The 18,539-nt window shown below is 66.6% G+C and carries 20 protein-coding genes; 13 read left to right on the top strand and 7 right to left on the bottom strand.

Annotated features, from left to right (window positions below; translation table 11 throughout):
* Positions 1 to 146: 146 nt before the first annotated feature.
* Genes J8F10_RS39155 through J8F10_RS22425 form a run of 5 tightly spaced genes read left to right on the top strand, consistent with a single transcriptional unit; the run spans position 147 to position 2,145 of the window.
* Positions 147 to 491: a hypothetical protein gene (locus tag J8F10_RS39155; protein ID WP_246523497.1), complete on the top strand. Its 345-nt coding sequence runs from the start codon at positions 147 to 149 to the stop codon at positions 489 to 491.
* Entirely contained in the window at positions 391 to 849 is a 459-nt protein-coding gene (locus J8F10_RS22440; protein WP_210657628.1) for a substrate-binding domain-containing protein, read from the top strand. Before J8F10_RS39155 ends, J8F10_RS22440 begins: the two co-directional genes overlap by 101 nt.
* Entirely contained in the window at positions 776 to 1,477 is a 702-nt protein-coding gene (locus tag J8F10_RS40895) for an FAD-dependent oxidoreductase (RefSeq protein ID WP_390891115.1), read from the top strand. The genes J8F10_RS22440 and J8F10_RS40895 overlap by 74 nt, the downstream gene beginning before the upstream one ends.
* 43 nt (positions 1,478 to 1,520) lie before the next feature.
* Positions 1,521 to 1,811 carry a hypothetical protein gene (locus J8F10_RS22430; protein ID WP_210657626.1) on the top strand — a complete coding sequence of 97 codons (291 nt, stop codon included), beginning with the start codon at positions 1,521 to 1,523 and terminating at the stop codon, positions 1,809 to 1,811.
* Positions 1,753 to 2,145: a hypothetical protein gene (locus J8F10_RS22425; protein WP_210657625.1), complete on the top strand. Its 393-nt coding sequence runs from the start codon at positions 1,753 to 1,755 to the stop codon at positions 2,143 to 2,145. The genes J8F10_RS22430 and J8F10_RS22425 overlap by 59 nt, the downstream gene beginning before the upstream one ends.
* Positions 2,146 to 2,462: 317 nt before the next feature.
* On the opposite strand, the gene J8F10_RS22420 is transcribed toward J8F10_RS22425, so the two are convergent.
* Positions 2,463 to 2,675, bottom strand: coding sequence for a hypothetical protein (locus J8F10_RS22420; protein ID WP_210657623.1), 213 nt, complete (start codon positions 2,673 to 2,675; stop codon positions 2,463 to 2,465).
* Positions 2,676 to 2,975: 300 nt separating this feature from the next.
* A complete protein-coding gene (locus J8F10_RS22415; protein WP_210657621.1) occupies positions 2,976 to 3,152 on the bottom strand; it encodes a hypothetical protein in 177 nt (58 codons plus the stop codon).
* Between the two features lie 790 nt (positions 3,153 to 3,942).
* Between J8F10_RS22415 and J8F10_RS22410 the strand changes: the two genes are divergently transcribed.
* The 7 genes from J8F10_RS22410 (at position 3,943) to hflX (ending at position 9,746) form a co-directional block, all read left to right on the top strand.
* A complete protein-coding gene (locus J8F10_RS22410; protein WP_210657619.1) occupies positions 3,943 to 4,140 on the top strand; it encodes a hypothetical protein in 198 nt (65 codons plus the stop codon).
* Between the two features lie 259 nt (positions 4,141 to 4,399).
* Positions 4,400 to 4,966, top strand: coding sequence for a hypothetical protein (locus J8F10_RS22405; RefSeq protein WP_210657617.1), 567 nt, complete (start codon positions 4,400 to 4,402; stop codon positions 4,964 to 4,966).
* Positions 4,967 to 5,072: 106 nt separating this feature from the next.
* Entirely contained in the window at positions 5,073 to 6,176 is a 1,104-nt protein-coding gene (locus J8F10_RS22400) for a hypothetical protein (RefSeq protein WP_210657615.1), read from the top strand.
* Positions 6,121 to 6,336, top strand: coding sequence for a hypothetical protein (locus J8F10_RS22395; protein ID WP_210657613.1), 216 nt, complete (start codon positions 6,121 to 6,123; stop codon positions 6,334 to 6,336). Before J8F10_RS22400 ends, J8F10_RS22395 begins: the two co-directional genes overlap by 56 nt.
* The gene (locus tag J8F10_RS22390; RefSeq protein ID WP_210657611.1) at positions 6,333 to 6,647 is read left to right on the top strand and encodes a hypothetical protein; all 315 of its coding nucleotides are present in this window, start codon (positions 6,333 to 6,335) and stop codon (positions 6,645 to 6,647) included. The genes J8F10_RS22395 and J8F10_RS22390 overlap by 4 nt, the downstream gene beginning before the upstream one ends.
* Before the next feature lie 624 nt (positions 6,648 to 7,271).
* Positions 7,272 to 8,126, top strand: coding sequence for a hypothetical protein (locus J8F10_RS22385; RefSeq protein ID WP_210657609.1), 855 nt, complete (start codon positions 7,272 to 7,274; stop codon positions 8,124 to 8,126).
* 261 nt (positions 8,127 to 8,387) lie between these two features.
* On the top strand, positions 8,388 to 9,746 hold the full coding sequence (gene hflX / locus J8F10_RS22380) for a GTPase HflX (protein ID WP_210657607.1): 1,359 nt from the start codon (positions 8,388 to 8,390) through the stop codon (positions 9,744 to 9,746).
* A gap of 173 nt (positions 9,747 to 9,919) precedes the next feature.
* On the opposite strand, the gene J8F10_RS22375 is transcribed toward hflX, so the two are convergent.
* The 5 genes from J8F10_RS22375 to gyrA all read right to left on the bottom strand — a co-directional run bounded on the left by J8F10_RS22375 (position 9,920) and on the right by gyrA (position 17,676).
* Positions 9,920 to 11,482: an isopeptide-forming domain-containing fimbrial protein gene (locus tag J8F10_RS22375; RefSeq protein ID WP_210657605.1), complete on the bottom strand. Its 1,563-nt coding sequence runs from the start codon at positions 11,480 to 11,482 to the stop codon at positions 9,920 to 9,922.
* Between the two features lie 148 nt (positions 11,483 to 11,630).
* Complete coding sequence (locus tag J8F10_RS22370) at positions 11,631 to 12,914, bottom strand: hypothetical protein (RefSeq protein ID WP_210657603.1); 1,284 nt, start codon at positions 12,912 to 12,914, stop codon at positions 11,631 to 11,633.
* A gap of 301 nt (positions 12,915 to 13,215) precedes the next feature.
* The gene (locus J8F10_RS22365; protein WP_210657600.1) at positions 13,216 to 13,401 is read right to left on the bottom strand and encodes a hypothetical protein; all 186 of its coding nucleotides are present in this window, start codon (positions 13,399 to 13,401) and stop codon (positions 13,216 to 13,218) included.
* A gap of 365 nt (positions 13,402 to 13,766) precedes the next feature.
* Positions 13,767 to 14,780, bottom strand: a complete 1,014-nt coding sequence (locus tag J8F10_RS22360; protein WP_210657598.1) for an NAD-dependent epimerase/dehydratase family protein — start codon at positions 14,778 to 14,780, stop codon at positions 13,767 to 13,769.
* 178 nt (positions 14,781 to 14,958) lie between these two features.
* Positions 14,959 to 17,676, bottom strand: a complete 2,718-nt coding sequence (gyrA, locus tag J8F10_RS22355) for a DNA gyrase subunit A (protein WP_246523493.1) — start codon at positions 17,674 to 17,676, stop codon at positions 14,959 to 14,961.
* A gap of 224 nt (positions 17,677 to 17,900) precedes the next feature.
* Here gyrA and J8F10_RS22350 point away from each other — a divergent pair, with 224 nt between their 5' ends.
* On the top strand, positions 17,901 to 18,512 hold the full coding sequence (locus J8F10_RS22350) for a hypothetical protein (protein ID WP_210657596.1): 612 nt from the start codon (positions 17,901 to 17,903) through the stop codon (positions 18,510 to 18,512).
* The last annotated feature ends 27 nt before the right edge of the window (positions 18,513 to 18,539 follow it).

The following is an 18,539-nucleotide window of genomic DNA, read 5'->3' as shown; positions in this document are numbered from 1 at the left end:
CAGACCGTCGAACGCTCGGGGAGTCGGCGGGTCGCGCCCCATCGGCCGAGCGGTGGGGCTCGTGCTGCGCTCACCCCGGGCCGTGGCAGCGGGCCACGATCTCCCTCTCGCGGATCGGTTTTGAAGCTGTCTCGCGCCGGGAGCCGATGCACATTGAGTCCGACGCAGTCCCGCTCGCGGCGCGCATGTCCGAGGGCGAGATCCGGGTCAACGTCCGGAAGGCCAAGGACGCGGGTGTCGGCGGTGTGTTCTTCATCCCGTCGCGTTACAGTGTCGAGGAGATGCACCTGGACGAGCGGTTCCTCGGTGCGTGCCGCGCCGAGGGCATGCCGATCGTTTTGGTCGAACGGAACCTGCGCGGCTACAGCCGCGAACTGACACACGACCTCGTTGCGGTGGACGACGTGGACGGGGCCGCGCGCCTCACGCGACACCTCCTCAACCTGGGGCGCCGGCGCGCGTCGCGCAATTGTCGTCGCGTCCCCGACTAGCAGCCACAACGACAAAATCGCCGGCTACCTCTACGCGCTCCACGCGGCGACCGTCGACCCCGACTTGGGTATTGCGTCGAAACCGGTCGTGCTCTACCAGGGCCACGACCTGTCGTCGCGCGAGGCGTATGCCAACCTCGCCGACCAGGTGCGGGATCTGAACCTCGACGGCGTGGTGTGCTTCCAGGACTATACCGCAATGGGGCTCATTTTCGAGCTCCTCAACCGCGGCATCCGGGTCCCCGACGAGGTGGCCGTGGTCGGGTCCGACGACCTGCCGATGGGTGACCAGTTCGCCATCGGAATTACGACCTACGCGTACCCGTCCGAGGGCTGGCGGAGCAAGCGATTCGCCTGATGCGGGAGCGGAAGAACAACCCGGACCGCCGCCCGTTGAAAGTCGTCGTTCCGGGGCGCTTGATTGTGCGCGAGCTCGGTCCGTGCGACCGCTCTGCGCGCGGACGGGGGTGAGCGTGGGTACCGAGCGCCGAGCGAACGTTGCGGTAGTGGGCGGGGGCATCGTGGGACTCGCGTTCGCGTGGGAAGCCGCGCGCGCGGGCATTCCGTTGTCGTATTCGATCGCACGAACCGGCCGCAGGGCGCGTCCGTGCAACTCGGCATGGTGTGGCCCATCGGCCAGCTACCGGGGAATCCTACGAGCGCGCGCGCAGCCGCGCCCGTGGCTGGAGTTGAAGGCCCGAGCCGGGTTGTGGGTTTCCGAGTGTGGCTCGCTGCACCGCGCACGAGGACGACGAAGACGATCTGCTGCGCGAGTTCGCGGAAACCGCTCCGCCGCGCGGGGTGAAGTGCGTGTACCTTTCTCGCGCCGAGGTGCTGAACCGGTTCCCCGTCGCGAACCCGGCCGGTCTGCGGGGGGGCTGCACAGCCCGACGGAACTGGCAGTGAACCCGCCGGAAGCCGTCGCCCGGCTCCCGCGCTCCTGGCGGACGCGCACGGAGTGCAGTTCCGGCTCGGCGAAACGGTGACCAGCGTTACCATGCCGCGCATCACCACGGCGAGCGGTGACTCGTGGCGCGGGACCGCGTGTTCGTGTGCTCCGGGGCGGACTTCGAGACGCTCTTCCCGGACGTCTTCGCGGCGAGCGGCATCCGCCGGTGCAAGCTCCAGATGATGAAGACGCGCCCGCAACCGAACGGCTGGCGGATCGGCACGCACCTCGCCGGCGGGTTGACGCTCTGCCACTATCGGGCGTTTGAAATGTGCTCCGCGCCCCAAACTGAAGCGCCGGATCGCCGAAACGATGCCGGACTACGTGAAGTACGGCATCCACGTTATGGCGTCGCAGAACGACCGCGGTGAAGTGGTGATCGGCGACTCGCACGAGTACGACGCCGACATCAGCTTGTTCGACAAGGTCGAGATCGACGATCTCATCCTGAAGCAGTTACGGGCGATGGCCGACCTGCCCGATTGGACGATCTCAGCGCGCTGGCACGGTATCTACGCAAAGCACCCGGAGAAGCACTTCGTAACGGCCGAACCGCAACCGGGCTGCGTGATCGGCGTCGCCCGGCGGGCTGGGTATGACCATGTCGTTCGCGATCGCCGAAGATTGGTGGAACGTGAACGGGTAAAGCCGACTCTTATGGAGTTGGCCGCACAACGCCGGCGGGCGCCGGCCTTGTATCAGTAGTCGCGGGTTTCAACGGCGGCTGTTGGGCGGCGGACCGTTGCCGCCCGGCTTGACCAGAACTTCCTGTGCCCGGCGCGGAACTTCGACATCTGCTCCCGCAACCCGGCGTCGCCGCGCTGCAGGATGTCGAGTTCGTGCTGGATCTCCGCGCTCAGGCGCTCAGTTCGGTCTCCTGGCGGGCGAGCATCGCGCGCTCGCGGGCCATCGACACTTCCATTTGCCGCATCTGCTGTTCGAGTGCCTCTTCGTCTTCACGCAACTGCCGGCGCTCGTCTTCCAGTTTCTTCTTGTCCTGGGTGAGTTTGGCGCTTTCCCGCTCAAGCTCGTCGCCCCACTCTTCCAGTTCGTTCCGGGTCTTCGGGGCCGGCGGGGGCCAGTTCGCCCTTCGCGATCTGTTCTTCGATGGCGCCCAGTTGCGCGCTCAGCTCGTCGATCTGTGCGTCCTTCTCGGCCACAACTGTCTCGAACTCCTTCTCCTTCGAGACGAGCTGCTGTTCGTTGTTGCTCGCCTCTTGGAGCAGGTGCTTCATTTCGTCGAGGAGCGTGCGCAGCTTTTTTTCCCCAGGCGCTGGGTCTCGTTCATCGAGGCATCGTCGTATCGGCCGGGCGCCGGGGACAGATCGGCGAGCTGGTTCAGTGCGCCGGCAATGGCGCTCGACGGGTCGTTGAATCGGCTCCCAGAGCCGCCCGGACCGGTACGCCTGCTGATCGGATTGCGGGGCGGTTCCGGGGTGGGGTGAGGGGGCCGAGCGCGCGGTGGGGACTTGAACCGATCCGGACTTGCCCGGCATCCGCAATCGCGAGGAGGTCGTTGGTACCGCCGCCCCAGTTCAGTGCAGTCGGTAGGTCGGAATATCATCTTCTTCGGCTTCGACCAGTTCCGCGATCGGGTCGGTCGTAGCCGAGATCGCGGCGATGGGTGGCGGGGTCGAAGCGAGCAATCGGCGGCGCAGTTCGGCGGCCGAAAGGGATGCTTGTTGGTCGTTGGGCGTGTTCGGGTTCGCCATAGTGTTAAGTCCGAGTTCCGAGTTCTCGGTTCCAAGTCGTGAAACCAGAACGAGTTACTTGGATCGTATTTCGGATGGGATCGGCCCGGAACCTGGAACCGAGAGCTTGAACCCTCCCACTGTCCCGGCGGAATTATCCTTCTGTCTGGCCTCAAGGAGCCTAGGCCGCGGAACAGGCAAGTCAAATCAAAATCCCCGGGCCGGTGGTGCCGGTTTTAGGGGCGAAACGGCCGTTAACTTCGTTTTCGGCACTGGGATCGAGCGAAGTTACCAACGGCGCAGTGGGAGTCCCGTTACACCGGCTAGACTGTCCCAATTGGCAGTGCCTTGCGGTCGCAAGTTTTACCACCAGTACGCAGCCCCAACCCTCACGGGTTGCACGATTTCGGCCGTTTTCGCATGGCGGAACTGCTGAGGCGTGGCGTAAAATTGGGCTTAGTTCGTACTTGTCCGGGGCGTCCGGCTGCTTCACCGAACCCCTCACCTGTAGGAGCGACGGGCAATGACCTTACTGAAACGGTTGCGTGTGGTGCCGGTGCTGCTGGGGTGACCGCGACCCTCGCGGCTCTGGGGAGCACGGTGTTCGGGGACCTGCGGACGAGCCGGTCGGGTCCGGCCGGGGTGCCCGGGCCGGGGCGCCCCGACGGGGGCGGGTCACCGACGAGCTGGTCGCCACCGCGTTCGGCCGGACCCCGGTGCTCACGTACCAGCCGCGACGGGGAGCTCCTGTTCGCGTGGCAGATCCAGCCGGTCGTGTCCCCCCGCCCCGCGCCCGCGCGACGTGCTGGTGATGGTGGACACGTCCGCGAGCCAGGCCGGGCGCCCGTTGCAGCAGGCGCGCCAGGTGGTCACCGCGCTGGCCGCGGCCCTCGGGGCCGGGGACCGGGTGAGCGTGTGGTCCCTGAGCACCCCGGGCGCGACCCGGGCCCTGACCCAGGGTTCGTGCCCGCGCCCGCCGAGGGTGGCCGAGGCCGCGCGCGGGCCCTGACCGAGGTCGAGTACGGGGCCGGGGCCACGGACCTCAAGGGGGCCTCGAGAAGGGGCTCAGGACCCTGGCCCCGGACCGCGGGCGGCACCAGGTGGTGGTGTACCTGGGGACGGGAGGCGCGTTCGAGCGTCACCGAGGCCCAGCGCCTGGCCCTGGGGAACCGCATGGACCGGGACGGGGTGTCGTTCTTCGCCGTGCCCCTGGGCCTGCGCTCGACGCCCCGAACCTGCACGGGCTCGCGGCCCTCACGGGCGGGGCCGTGGTCCGGGTCCAGGAGGACCTGGCCCAGCCCGCGGGCCAGAAGGCGTTCGCGGCCCGGCTCACGGGGGCCCTCGACGTGCCCGTGGTGAAGCCCGTGGACTGGGCGTTCGGGCCCGAGGTGGGCGAGTCGTACCCGACCAAGTTGCCCCCGCTCCGGGGCGACCGGGCGACCCTCGTGATGGGCAAACTGGCCCGGCCCGGGGCGAGCGCGGTGACCGCGACCGTGAACGGGCTCGTCAACGGTAAGCCCGTGGTGCTGACCCTGTCCCAGGGGCTCCCGGCCCCGCGCGTGGAGCACTTCTTCCTGAACCTGATGGTGGCCCAGTGGAAGAACGCGCCCCACAAGGACGCGCCGGCCATGTTGCAGTCGGACCGGGCGTTGGCCCTGGCGAGCACCCAGGTGAAGCTGTACCGGGACGAGTTCCTGACCCAGGCCGCGTGGGCCGTGAGCGTGGACCGGTTCGACGAGGCCGAGAAGCTGTACGCCGCGGCCATTAACGTGGACCCGACCGGCAAGGAGGCGGCCCAGGGGCCGCGCTCGTGGCCCGGATGCGCGGCAAGGTGACCAAGGCCCAACTCTTCGATCGCGTCAACGAGAAGGTGCGGGCCAAGCAGATCACCCCGAACGAGGCGATCCGGGACGTCCTGCAGGAGCCCAGGGGAGCGACACCGTGCCCCAGGCGCGGCGGGAGGCGCCCGGGGCCGCGGGCGACGTGCTCAAGGAGGCCGCGGCCCGGCGCCAGATCGAGGAGCAGCGGTACCGGGTGCTCGCGGACGCGACGGTCCGGCGCGCGCGCCAGGTGCTGCGCACGGACCCCGAGGGCGCGTACCAGGACCTGAAGCGCCAGCGCGACGAGATCCTCGGGTACGACGGGCTCGGGGCCGAGGCCCGACCCGGCTGGTCGCGGACCTCGGGGGGTCATGCGCGAGGTGTTCGTGAAGGGGCCGAGATCAAGCGCCAGGCCGACGCCGAGCGCCAGGCCCTGGCCAAGACCAAGCAGCGCCTCAACGAGTTCGACCGGGCCGCGGACGCGCAGGCGAGCGACAAGAACCGGATCGACCAGTTCCGCCAGCTCATGCAGCACGCGCGGTACGAGTTGGCGTACCAGGAGGCCCAGCTCATGGTGCAGGAGAAGACGAGCAAGGGCCTGGCCGTGCCCCCGACCGCGACCGCGAGCTACATCATCGGGCAGCAGGCGACCCAGTTGCGCGAGTGGAAGGAGCTCACGCGGATCCGCGAGGACCGGTTCCTGCAGGCCATGATGCAGACCGAGAAGTCGCACATCCCGTACCCGGACGAGCCCCGGTGCACTTCCCCCGGCCGCGGTGTGGCGCGAGTTGACCGGGCTCCGGCGCGAGGCGTACCTGAACTCGAACCTGGGCCCGAACGCGAGCGAGACCCAGAAGAAGCTCAAGAGCGTGATCGAGAACGTGAGCGTGGACCTCGGGGACAAGAACATCAACGAGATCCCGCTGTTCGAGCTCCCTCTCGGAGCTGTCAAGCGGTACAGCGTGTCGTTCGTGGTCATGGAGGAGTACTTCAAGGCCGAGCAGCAGCCCACGATCAGGAGGAGAAGCCCAAGATCGCGGCCACCCAGTTGCGCGGGCTCAAGCTCGGGAACTTCCTGGACATCGTGCTCCTGTCCATGAACGCCACGTTCATCGTGCGCCCCGGACTACATCGAGGTCACCACGTTCCAGCGGCGCCTCGAGGAGAAGGTGACCCAGGTGTTCCCGGTCGCCGACCTCGCGATCCCCATCCCACAATCCGTTAACCAACAGGTGCTGTTCCAGAACCAGAGCTTCCAGAACCAGAGTCTGGCGATCTTCGGTCAGGCGAGCCTGTTCGGGGGCGGGCTGCAGAACATCGGGGCCAGTTCGGGAACCCGTTCGGCGGGGTCGCGGGCGGGGCCGGCGGGAACCCGCTCAACGTGATGGGGGCGGGGGGGCCGTTCGGGGCGCGGGCCAGCAGCTCGGGAACCAGGGGAACCTGGGGAGCGGGGCGGGATCACCGGGATCACCGGGGCCAGCTCGGGCAGTTCAGGAACCTCGGGGGCCAGTTCGGGCTCCAGGGCGGGGACCAGAGCCAGCTCCTCATGAAGCTGATCTTCGAGACCGTGGCCAAGGGCGAGTGGGCCAACATCCCCAACACCCAGCCCATGCCCGGGATGGGCGAGGACGACGTCCCGACGGTGCGCGCCGAGCTGCTGAACTCGCTCGGGTACTACCCCCGGCCCGGGCCCTGATCGTGCGGGACCACGCGGTACCACTCGGCGGCCACGATCAAGCTCAAGAGTCGGGCGGCGACGGCAACGCCCAGGGGCCGGGGTGGGGGGGCGCCCTGGGGCGGGGCCGTGGTGATCGGACCGGGGCAATAATGCCGCCCCGGGGAACGCGGTCGCGGCGGTGCAACCGCAGTTGGTGAACCCGAAGGTGGACCCGGTCGGGGACCGCCCGAAGCTCGGGACCGACCCGCGCACCATGTGGAGCCACGCGATCGACCGGACCGTGACGGACCCGGGTCTGATCGTGGCGTGCGCCGAGTTCCTCATGGAGTTCCACGAGTACGCGCACGCGGCCGAGGTGCTCAAGGGAACCTGCGCAGGGGCTCGCGACCGAGGACTGGGCCCACGAGGCCCTGGCCGTGGCCTGCGGGCGGCCGGGGCGAGCCCGACCGAGGTCGAGCGCGCCTCGGTGTCCCCGATCGACCTGGACCCGGCCAGTGCCAAGGCGTACCTGCGGGCCGCGAAGTCCGAGGCGGACCTGAAGAACCACGCGCGGGCGATGGCGTTCTGCAAGCGCGAGCGAGTGCAGCCCCGAGGACCCGGCCCCATGCGCCAACGCGATGGCGCGCGGAGTTCGCCACGGACGTGCGGAGCGACGCGGTCCTGTGGGCCGCGAACGGGCTGCTCCGCGCGACTGGAACGCGAGCGACGGGATCGATTACCACGCGCAGGCACGAGCGCCTGCCCAAGCTCGAGGCCCGGCTCCGGGGCGCGGGCCAGGACACCGCGATCCTGCGCGAGGCGCTGGCCGAGCGCCCAGCGGGACCTGGTGATCGAGCTGTTGTGGCAGGGGACCGCGGACCTGGACCTGGTGGTGGGCGAGCCCACCGGGTCGGTGTGCTCGGCGACCCACACGCGCGACGGGCGGGGGCGTGCTCAAGGGGACGTGCTCGGGGGCCGGGGAACAACCGGTCCGAGGTGTACACGTCTGCGCGCGCGTTCACCGGTGCGTACACGGTGTCCGTGAAGCAGGCGTTCGGGCGCCCGCTGGGGGAGCGCGCGTCTCAAGGTGACCCGGTTCCAGGGGACCGCGCGGAGTCCGTGGACCTGTTGGACGTGCCCGTGGGGGCCGGGGTCGAGGTGAAGCTGGCCGGGGGCTCGCGGCCCTGGTGCCCCTGGCCGAGGAGGTGGGCACCGGGAGCGACCTGCGCGGGACCCGGCGGGTTCGGGCCAATCGGGCCTGGGTGGCGGGTTCGGGACCGCGGGGAGCGCACTTTCGGCCCCGGTGACGAGCTCGGGCGGGGTCGCGGCGCCCCTGGTGTCGGCCCCGGCCGAGACGCGCGGGCCGGGATCTCGTCGGGGGCCGCGGACATCCGGGCCACGTACCAGCTGAACCCGGACCGCAAGTCGTTCCGGGTCTCCGTCACGCCCGTGTTCGCCGCCGGCACGCGCGCCATCGCGCTCCCCACCGTACCACTCCTCCCCGGAGGAGAAAAATAATCCGTTCACTCACCCCGAGCAGAGAAGCGCTGTTCGGGTGAGGAAAAGTGAACCCACGGCCCGGTCGGGATGTCTAGTCCCGGCCGGGCCGTGGCGTTGACAGCGGCAAACACTCCGCCCCCCAAAAGCACAAGAGGCACGAAACGAATACAGTAGGTAGCCGATGCCCCGGCTCTCTACCCTCGATTTGTGACATTGCGCCCTTTTTGTGGACAATCGGCTTCGCTTACAATGTGTGCGGCGCATCCCGCGCCGGAGGACGTGACCATCAGCAAGGCATTCGACACCCAACGGGAAGAGTTCTCGGTCGCGAGCGAAAAGGCAGTTCTGGTCAGCGTGTCGCTGCCGGAGCGCCCGTGGCCCAACGAGGCCGACCCGTGCGACGAGATTCGCGGCTTGGCAGAATCGGCCGGGGCGACCGTGGTGGGCCAACTTACCCAGAAGCGCCACGACGTGCAGCTCGCGACCTATCTCGGTAGCGGAAAAGTCGGTGAGTTGCACGAACTCGTCGAGGGCGCGGACGCGGACGTGGTCATTTTCGACAACGATCTCTTTCCCGGTCAAGCGCGGAACCTGGAGCAGGCGCTGGGCGTGAAGGTACTCGATCGCAGTGAGCTGATCCTCGACATCTTCGCGAGCCGGGCGCGCACGGCCGAGTCGAAGCTCCAGGTCGAACTCGCTCAACTCGAATACTCGCTCCCGCGGCTCAAGCAGATGTGGAGCCACTTGTCGCGTCAGAAGGGTGGCGGGATCGGGCTACGCGGCCCTGGCGAAACGCAGCTCGAGAGCGACCGCCGGCTCGTGCAGCACCGCATCCGTGACCTCAAACACAAGCTCAACGAGGTGCTCGCGCGCAAGGAGCGCGAGGTGAAGAGCCGCTCGGCGGAGCACACCATTTCGCTCGTGGGTTATACCAACGCGGGCAAGTCGCAGTTGATGAACACGCTGACGAAGGCGGGCGTGTACGTGAAGAACCAACTATTCTCCACACTCGACACGCGCACGCGCCAGTGGCACATCCGCGATTGGGGCCGCGTGCTGCTCTCCGACACGGTCGGGTTCATCCGCGACCTGCCCCACCACTTGGTCGCGTCGTTCAAGGCGACGCTCTCCGAAGCGCGGCACGCGAAACTGCTGCTGCACGTCGTTGACGCGAGCAGCCCGCAAGCGGAGGACCACATTCGCGCGGTGACCGCGGTGCTGAAGGAACTGGACTGCGACCAAAAACCGACACTGCTGGTGTTGAATAAGATCGACAAACTCGCAGACCGTTCGCTGCTCACGGTGCTAGAAGCCCACCACCCGCGGGCGGTCGCGGTGAGCGGGCTAACGGGTGAGGGCATTGAGCGCCTGGAGGATGCGGTGATGGAGGCACTGGCGGAAGATTTCGCGGAAGCCGAGGTCGTCACCGATTCCGGGAACGGCCGGGTGCTCGCGTTCCTGAACGCGCACGCGGAAATCTACCGCCAGGAATTCCGCGACGACGCGAACGAAGTGGTGATCCGCTGCCACCTGCCGAAGCACTTGCTCCACCACATAGCCGGGCCAACGGTGAAGGTGCGCTTCGTAGAACGCGAGAAATCAATCGCGACGGAGGTCGCCGAACGCGAAAGCGCGTGAACTTGCGATGAGTAGAAACGCATGCGGCCGGGTTCATCCCGGCCGCATGCGTTTCTACTACCGTTTACCTTCACTATCACAGCGAAACGGCTCGTTTGAGTCGTCCGTTGCATCCTCCAAGCGAGCGAATCAGGCTGCTCCACAAACGGATTCCATCCAGCTCGCAACGAACGTTACCGCACCTTCGCTTTGAACCGCACCGTTCCGCTCTGGCCGGGGAGGATCGTGCCGGGAAGTTCCCAGCGCACCACCGTCGAGCCGACTTCGTTCTCCGCAACGGTGAAGTTCGAGGGCCGGTCGGACTGTGACGAACCCTGCACGTACTCCAACCGCCCGCTCAGGCTGTCGCTAATCACGATGTCGCTCACCGCTTTCGCGCCGGTGTTCGCGTACTTGATCGTAATCGTTACTATCTCGCCTGCTTCCTTCGGTCCCGGCGGGTCCACGCTCTTGGTCACCGTCAGCGGGGCGAGCATCGGGAACGCGGTGAGCTGTTCCGGTTCGACCACCACACCAACGACCTTCACACCTGCGACCTGACCGAACGCGGCCGGCCGGCTCGTGTTGATAAAGAACGCAGTGCCCACCTTGCCCACGAACGCGGACGGCCGCACCTTGCCTTCAAATTCGCTCGGCTTGGTCAGCGCGATATCGACCATCGCCGCGCGCCGGTCTTTGAAAGAGCCGGGGCTCAGCGCCCCCACGTGCGCCGCGGCGCGCACCTGGTGATCGAAGCCGTTCGGCAGCAGTTCTGTGCGGCGAATCATGAACCGCGGGGAGCAAATGCAGACCACGTTGGAGGTCGTCACCTTTCGGCGCCCGCCGATAGTGTACTCCACACCCACATCGGTCGGGTTCAGCCCACCGAGTCGCCCGCCCGGGCCGATCCCCAATGGATCGCCCTTGTCGCCGCCGTCGATGAAGCACTCTTCCTTCGGCCCCTTCGGACCCAAGAGCGGGTCGTACATCGGGCACGCGAGGTACGGGAAGTGCGGGGGCGCGATCGGGGCCTTCAACAGCTTCTCGCCCGGAAGCAGGATCGTGCCATCGATCACATAGGATTTCAGTTGATCGGCGGTCGGTTTCAGGTTGCCCAGGCGCACGATCGCCATGAGCCGGCCGTTGGCGAGCGCGGCTTTAATGGCCGCAGCGTCGGTCTCGTCGGGCATTTCGACCGGGGCGTTCGGTGCCACTTCCGCGGGCAGCGCCTTCTCCGGGTCTTCCAGATAAATGACCTTCGTGACCACCGCGCCCTTGAGCACGCGCTCGATGTCGGGTTGCGAGAACACGAGCGGGATCGGGTGATCCATGTACTTCATGCCGGGGCGCGGGACCAGCGTTCCGCGCACTTCCACTTCCGGGTACAGCACCTTACCCGGACTGTACGGCAGGTTGCTCAGCTCGAAGCGGTACACGTAGCCGGGGCGTAGGCCCATCACGACGGGCGCGTCGTACATTCGGCTCTGCGCCGAACCGGGGAACGCGGTGACGCGCACGTCCTTCGGCACGAGGAACTTGGCCGCGACGAGCGGCGCCGGCACCGGAGCACCCGTACCGGGTTGCAGCACGTCCTGCCCGGGTACCGCGCGCGGCGGACCGAGCGGCCCCGGGGGCGCTGCGCCGAACCCCGCGACCCCGCCGGGCGGCCCCTGCGTCGGAACCGGTCCCGGTTGAGCCGGGGCGAGCCCCTGACCAACGACCAGGGCACCGAGCAGTGTGAGCGTCTTCGCTTTCATGGCGAAACCTCGCGAAGTCCTGTTCAACAAAAAGCCCGTGTGTCGGAGTCCCAAGTTTCAGAGTTCCAAGCCCCGAGTTGAAGACACAAGCTGTTCGCCCGCGGTCTTCGACTCGGAACTTGGAACTCTGGAACTTCAAACTTGAAAACTACTTGGTCGGCGGCTTCGGCCCGGGACCGACCGGGGCCACGGGACCGCTCGGCACGAGCGGAAGCTCGGCCGGAGGAACCGACGGCAGCGCGGGCAGAGAGACCAGGGGGCGGACGCTCGCGGTGCCCGGCGGGTTGAGCGGCAGTTCCACAGAGCTCTTCGGCTTCGGCGGCATCGCACCCGGGGGCGGGGTCGGAACCGGGCCGCCCGGCGGGAGCATCAGGCCCGGGGGCGGGGCGGTCATCGCGGGCGAGACGCGGTTCTCCAGGTCAATGTTACCCATGCGGATGATGGCCAGGATCGCTCCGCGGCGCTGGGCTTCCGCGACCGGGTCGGCACCCGGTTCGAGCCGCGTGGAGACCACTTCTTCCGCGCCGAGGACCGTGCTAAAGTCCTGGTTGATCGGGTCCGGCAGGTACACCACCTTCACCACGAGGTTGCCCGCCTTCGCCTGGGCGAAGTCGTCCGCCGTGAACGTGAGCGGCACATTGGAGTGGCTCAGGAACACCAGCGTCTTCGGGTTCGCGGGGGCCACTTCGAGCGTCGGGTAGAACGACTTGCCCGGGTGGTCCGGCAGGATGCTCGTGAGCCGCAGCCGGTACACTGACCCTTGCAGGAAGTTGTAGTCCTTCGGCGCGGTCAGCGCGCTGGCCTCGTCGTTGAAGGTGCCGTCCGGCAGTTGCCAGGTTACCTTCATCCCGGCCGGGCCGGTGAAGTTGATCGACGATCGGCCGTTCGGCAGGCCCGGGCGCCCCATCATTCCACCGCCACCCGCCCCGATGGCCCCGAACGCGGCCACGGCTCCGGGAGGCCCCATCGTGGGCACCGGAACGATGCCGTGCCGCAGCGAGTCCTGCGGGCCGTAAGGACCGGCGGCCCCGTACCCCGGGGGCGGACCGTAACTCGAACCGGCGTCACGAATGACGCTACCGCCGACGCCCGGCACGGAGCAGTTCGTGCAGCCCTCGTTCGAGGTGACGCGCGTCGGGTTGAATCCCGACACGGGCCGAATCATGCCGGTGTCGCCGACGAGTGCGGTCGGTCCGCCGGCCTGCTTCACGCCGCTCGGCCCGCCCCACGGGGTGGACCCGCGAACGGCCATCACCGGCTCGCCGCTCGGCCCCATCACCCCCCCGACTTCCTTGCCCCGGGTGACCGTGCCGAACCCGCCGGTGCGCTGCGGCGCCGGCTGCATCTGTTGTTGTTGGGTTTGTGCTTCGGGGCTGACGCACCCGCCGCCGAACCCGGCTAATAGCACCAACGTGGTCGCGGTACGCTTCATTTCCCCCCCCCGATGATCCAACGAACCATTCGCTTCAGAAAACTTTTCGGCCACGGCGCTCCGCGAACTTTGCACAAATCCGGATTCGTTCGCACGATTGGAACAATCCGATGCCTCGTACCGAGGTAAGATCGGGGGATAAGGGGAATGGGGTAGACGAGAAGTGAGGGGTGGCCGACAAACGAAAGAAGCGGGCGGGGGTCCGAACGGCGGGAGTTAAGCCGTTGGGACCCTCGCCCGCTTCGCTTGTTCCTCCTGTTTTCATAGGGGACAAGGGAGCGGCATGGGGGATGGGTCGGTCTTATGCGACCAGGGCCCGTTCGGGATTCGTGACCGGGGCCTGGGCCTGAGCGCGATCGGCACACATTTCCTCTTTCACACGGCGGGTCAGTTTGAGGATGTAGGCCATGTCGCGGAGGAGCTTTTCGGCGTCGGTGGTGGTCGAGGCGGTCGTGGTAATGCGGGCGGTGCTGGTGATCGGGGTCATCTTTATGCTTCCTTGCGGTTGGGTTTCGTTTCGATGAGATAATGCAATGCAGAGAGCGTGCCACAGCGAATCGAATTTCGGCAGAAAGTGGCCAAGTGCTGGATTTTTCAGGCGTTTGTGCGATCCAGGAACCGAGTGCCAGCCGCCGCAACTTCTTCGCGACCGTTGTAACCGTTGCGACTTCACAGAAAGTCTACATTCCGCAAATGGCGGAATTACAACCGCGCGTGAAGGTAGAGATGTGGCGAAATGTGGAGGAGTGTTTGAAGTGTTTCGGCCTGTACTTTTGGGATACTCGGCGCGTAGTCCGCTCGTTCCGTGAGCGGACCACATTACCGATAACCCGCCCGGGCGCGAATCGCCTCTTACGGCTCGTCGGCGACCGTGACCGGTGCCATTTTGGGCGCTTCGAGGTCCGCGGTGTCGAGTCGCCCTTCGCTCTGGAGTTGCTTGAAGATCGCGACCGTCTCACGAATGCCGGTTTCGAGCGCTGTTTTCGGCATCGGCCCGAGGTCGCGCTGGAGGCCGTCGTCGGAGAGGTCGTAGGCGATGGCGATCTGCGTGGTGCCGAACGTGACCAATTTCGCCGCTTCTGGCAGCACGGCGGTGAGCGCGGCGTGGAACTCCTTCATCGCGATCACGGCGCCGCGCAGGTTGTAGCTTTTCGCTCCCGAGTACGGCCGGTCCATCGAGTAGATGAAGGTCTTCGCCACGTCGTCGACGTATTGGAAGTCGCTCGACCCACCGAAATTGATGTGGTACGGGCGCCCGAGCAGCACCGCTTTGATCGCCTTCGTCGGTTCGCTGGTCATACCGAGATCGCGCCCCACGCCGTACACGGTCCACGGCCGCAGGCCGACGCTGGAGATACCCGAGTCCTGGAAGTAGATGCGGGCGTTGCCCTCGTTGCAGCACTTGAACACGCCGTAGTGCGTGCTAGGTACGAGCGGCGCTTCGTCCGGTTGCGCACCGGCCGGGTACTTGTCCGGTCCGCCGAAGACCGCGGCGGAACTCGCGTACACGAGGCGCTTCACCTGGTCGCCCGCGGCTTTCACGGCCTCGAACACGGCGAGCGTGCCGAGCACGTTCACCTTCGCGCCCAACATCGGGTCGGTGCGGCACGTCGGCACTTGCAGCCCGGCGAGGTGGATGATGTGCGAAATCTGGTGGGCCGCGATCGCGGTGGAGAGTGCCTTGAGGTCGGTCACGTCGCCCTGCACGAACGTGACCTTCGCGACCTCGCTCTCGGGCAGGACGAGCCGCAATCGGCGGGCGTCTTCGCGGAGGTCGAAAACCCACACCTGATCGCCGCGCGATAACAGGTTGCGAATGATCCACGCCCCGATGAACCCGTACCCGCCGGTAATCAGCACGCGCATTGAATCAGGCTCCAAATCAATGAAGGAGAAGAACGGAGCCGCGGATGAACGCAGATAGCGCGGATAAAACCCAGGAATTAGGCACAAACCACGAAAGTCGGCCCGTGCGATTCTGAACGGAATCTCTCTGGGTTTTATCCGCGCTATCTGCGTTCATCCGCGGCTCCGTTCTTCTGTCTTATTCCTTCACCTCTCCCACGTCGCCGACGTTCTCCTGGGCGACCTTTGCGATCGACACGATCTTGTCGCCGTCGCTCAGGTTCATGACCTTCACGCCCTGCGTGTTCCGGCCGACGATGCGGATCGCGTCCACCTTGCTCCGCGTCACCATGCCGTCCTTCGTGATGAGCATGATTTCGTCGCCGTCGCGCACGCTCGTGATGCCGATCACCTTGCCGTTCTTGGCGGTCACCTTGACGTCCTTCACGCCCTTACCGCCGCGGCGCTGGAGCCGGTACCGCATGTTCGACGGGTCGGTCTCGTTCTCGCCGTCGCCGTTCTCGTTCTCCGCCTCAATGATTTCCGGCTCGGCGCCCGACATCTCGTCGTCGCCCTCGCCGGTGCCCTCCGGGGCGGGGGTGTTCGCGCCGAACGGCGTGCGCTTGCCGTAACCGTTCTCGCAGACCGTGAGGAGCAACCCGTCTGGGTCCGCGACCACCATGCCGACGATAATGTCGTCCTTGCCGAGCTTGATGCCCTTGACCCCGCGGGCCGTGCGCCCGATCGCGCGGGCGTTGGACTCGCGGAACCGGATCGCCATGCCCTTCTGCGTGCTGAGAATGATCTCGTCGCCGGGTCTCGTGAGCGCGACGTTAATGAGGTCGTCGCCCGCGTCGAGCGTGATGCCGATGATGCCGCCGGCCCGCACGTTGCTGTACGCCATCAGGTCGGTCTTTTTCACCGTGCCCTGGCGCGTGGCCATGAGCAGGTGGCACCCCTCGGCGAACTCGCGCACCGGCACGATGCTCGTGATCTTCTCTTCGGGCTTGAGCGACAGCACGTTGGCGATACTTCGGCCCGCGCTCGTGCGCGCCGCCTGCGGGATCTTGTACACCTTCAGCCAGTACATCTGGCCGGTGTTCGCGAAGCACAAGAGGTAGGCTTTGGTGCTCGCGACGAAGAAGTGTTCCACGAAGTCCTTGTCGCGCAGCCCGCCCTGGACGCCCTTCCCCCCTCGGCCCTGCACGCGGTACTCGGTCAGCGGCATGCGCTTGATGAAACCCTCGTGCGAGATCGTGACGACGTTCGGTTCGTCCACGATCAGGTCTTCGATTTCCAGGTCGCCACCGTCATCGGTGATCTCGGTCCGGCGGCTGTCCCCGTACTTCGAGGCCATCTTGTCCAGGTCTTCGCGAATGACGGCGTGAATGTTCGCGTCGGCGGAGAGGAGCGTCTCGTACCCGCGGATCAGGTCGCGGAGCTGCAGGTACTCTTTCAGGATCTCGTCGCTCTCGAGCGCCGCGAGCTGACCGAGCTGGAGTCGGACGACGGCTTCCGCTTGCTGCTCCGTCATGCGGTACTCGGTTACGGTGCCGAGCTCGCGCTGTAGTGCGGTGAAGGCCGCGGCGCCGATCGCCCGCTCCATGAGGCTGGACGGGACCGCCAGCCCCTGCAGCCGCGTTTTCGCTTCCCCGCGGTTGGCCGACGTGCGGCAAATCTTGATGACGTTCTCGATGTCCGCAATGGCGATGAGCTGCCCCTCGAGGACGTGCCCGCGGCGCTTCGCCTCGCGCAGCAGGTACTCCGTGCGCCGCCGGATGACGTGCACGCGGTGGTCCAGGAACTTCTGGAGCATCTCCTTGAGCGTGAGCTCGCGCGGGCGGCCGTCCACCAGTGCGAGCATGATGATGCTGACCGTTTTCTGGAGCTTCGTGAACTGGTAGAGTTGGTTCAGGACGAGGTGCGGGTCGGTCCCGCGCTTGAGCTCGACGATGAGGCGGACGGGCTCGCCGTTGCGCGCGGATGATTCGTCGCGGATGCCGCCGATCCCGGCGATGCGCTCGTCCTTCACCAGTTGCCCGATTTCCTCGGTGAGCGCGTTGCGCGTCACCTGGAACGGTACCTCCGTGATGAGGATGCTCGGCGACTTCCCTTTGACCTCTTCCATCACCTGGGCGCGGGCGCGGAGCGTGATTTTCCCCGCGCCCCGCGAGTACGCATCAAGAATTCCCTGCCGACCCATCACGATACCGCCGGTCGGGAAGTCCGGCCCCGGGACGATCTGAATGAGGTCGGCGAGCGTGGCGTCGGGCTCGTCGATGAGCCTGACGAGGGCGGTACACACCTCGCGCAAGTTGTGCGGCGGGATGTGCGTCGCCATGCCTACCGCGATGCCGTCCGAGCCGTTGACCAGGAGGTTCGGAAACTTCCCGGGAAGCACGAGCGGTTCGCGGTACTTGCCGTCGTAATTGTCGATGAAGTCAACGGTGTCGCGCTCGAGGTCTTCGAGGAGCTCGCCCGCGGCCGGCGTGAGGCGCGCTTCGGTGTACCGGTGGGCGGCGGGCGGCAGACCGGCGATCGAGCCGAAGTTCCCCTGGCCGTGGACGAGCCGGTACCGCAAGTTCCAGTCTTGCGCCATTCGCACGAGCGAGTCGTAAATCGAGGCGTCGCCGTGCGGGTGGTACCGCTTCATCGTTTCGCCGATGATACCGGCGCACTTGCTGGTGGACGAGGCCGGCCCGAGGCCGAGGTCGTTCATCGCGACGAGGATGCGGCGCTGCGAGGGCTTCAGCCCGTCGCGCACGTCCGGTAGCGCGCGGCTGATGATAACCGACTGAGCATAAGTGAGGTAACTGTCCCGTAGTTCGTCTACGATGTCGAGCGGGTGAATAATTGCGAGGCCGCCGGTGGGCGGCGCGGCGTCCGGATCGGTCGGAGGTGTGTTTTCGTCGGCCAAAGAAGGCTCCTTCAAATACGCTCCGCGCGGCCGAAATGACGGCGTTTCCGTGGCGACTGATGTTCCGCGAAGAACTATGTTATTTTAGAAGAATTCGCTCCGCCGAACCAGCACCGTAGCCCCCGGCGCGGTCCTTTTTCCCGTGCCCGAAGTTGAATCTGGGTAGGCTGTTCGGACGGCCCTCTCACTTTGATCCGCAGAACCTCGTAGCGACAGGATGTGTCATGCGTTCAATCGTGCTATTTGCCGCCTCTGCCGCGCTCGTGCTGGGCGGTCCCGCGTGGTCCCGATCGGCCCCCAAAGAGGGTGAAAAGGACGCGAAACAGACCGCTGCAGCGGAGTTGACCCGCACGAAGGCGCTCAAGGTGAAGGTGAGCATCGACGCCAAGAACGGGCGGCTCGGCGACGTCCTGAAGGAGTTCGCAGCGCAGGCCGACATGCGGTCGGATATGCTGGTGATGTGGGCCTACGGCACCGGGTTCCCGTATTCGCAAAAGGTGACGTACACGTGCAAAGACAAGCCGCTTGAGACCGCACTCGACGAGCTGCTCACGAAGGCCGGCGGCGGGTTGGGGTACGTCATCGTCTCGAAAGAGGGCGACAAGCACGACGGCTGGGTGCTGCTCAACACGACCGGCGAACGCGGGTCCGAGACCCTGACCGGCGCCGCGGCCGAAGAAGCGGCCGCGGCCGAGAGGCTGGCGCTGGCGAAAAAGCTCCTGGATGACAAGAAACCGGACGACGCCAAGACGGTACTCACGCTCATCACCAAGAAGTACGCGAACACGAAAGTCGCGGCCGAAGCGAAGCAGTTGCTGATGAAATTGGAAAAGTAAACCGACCGCGCCGGCTCGATGAGGGAC

Origin of the sequence: Gemmata palustris, assembly GCF_017939745.1 — a bacterium.
Classification (GTDB): domain Bacteria; phylum Planctomycetota; class Planctomycetia; order Gemmatales; family Gemmataceae; genus Gemmata; species Gemmata palustris.
This window is presented reverse-complemented; position numbering and strand designations above follow the sequence as displayed.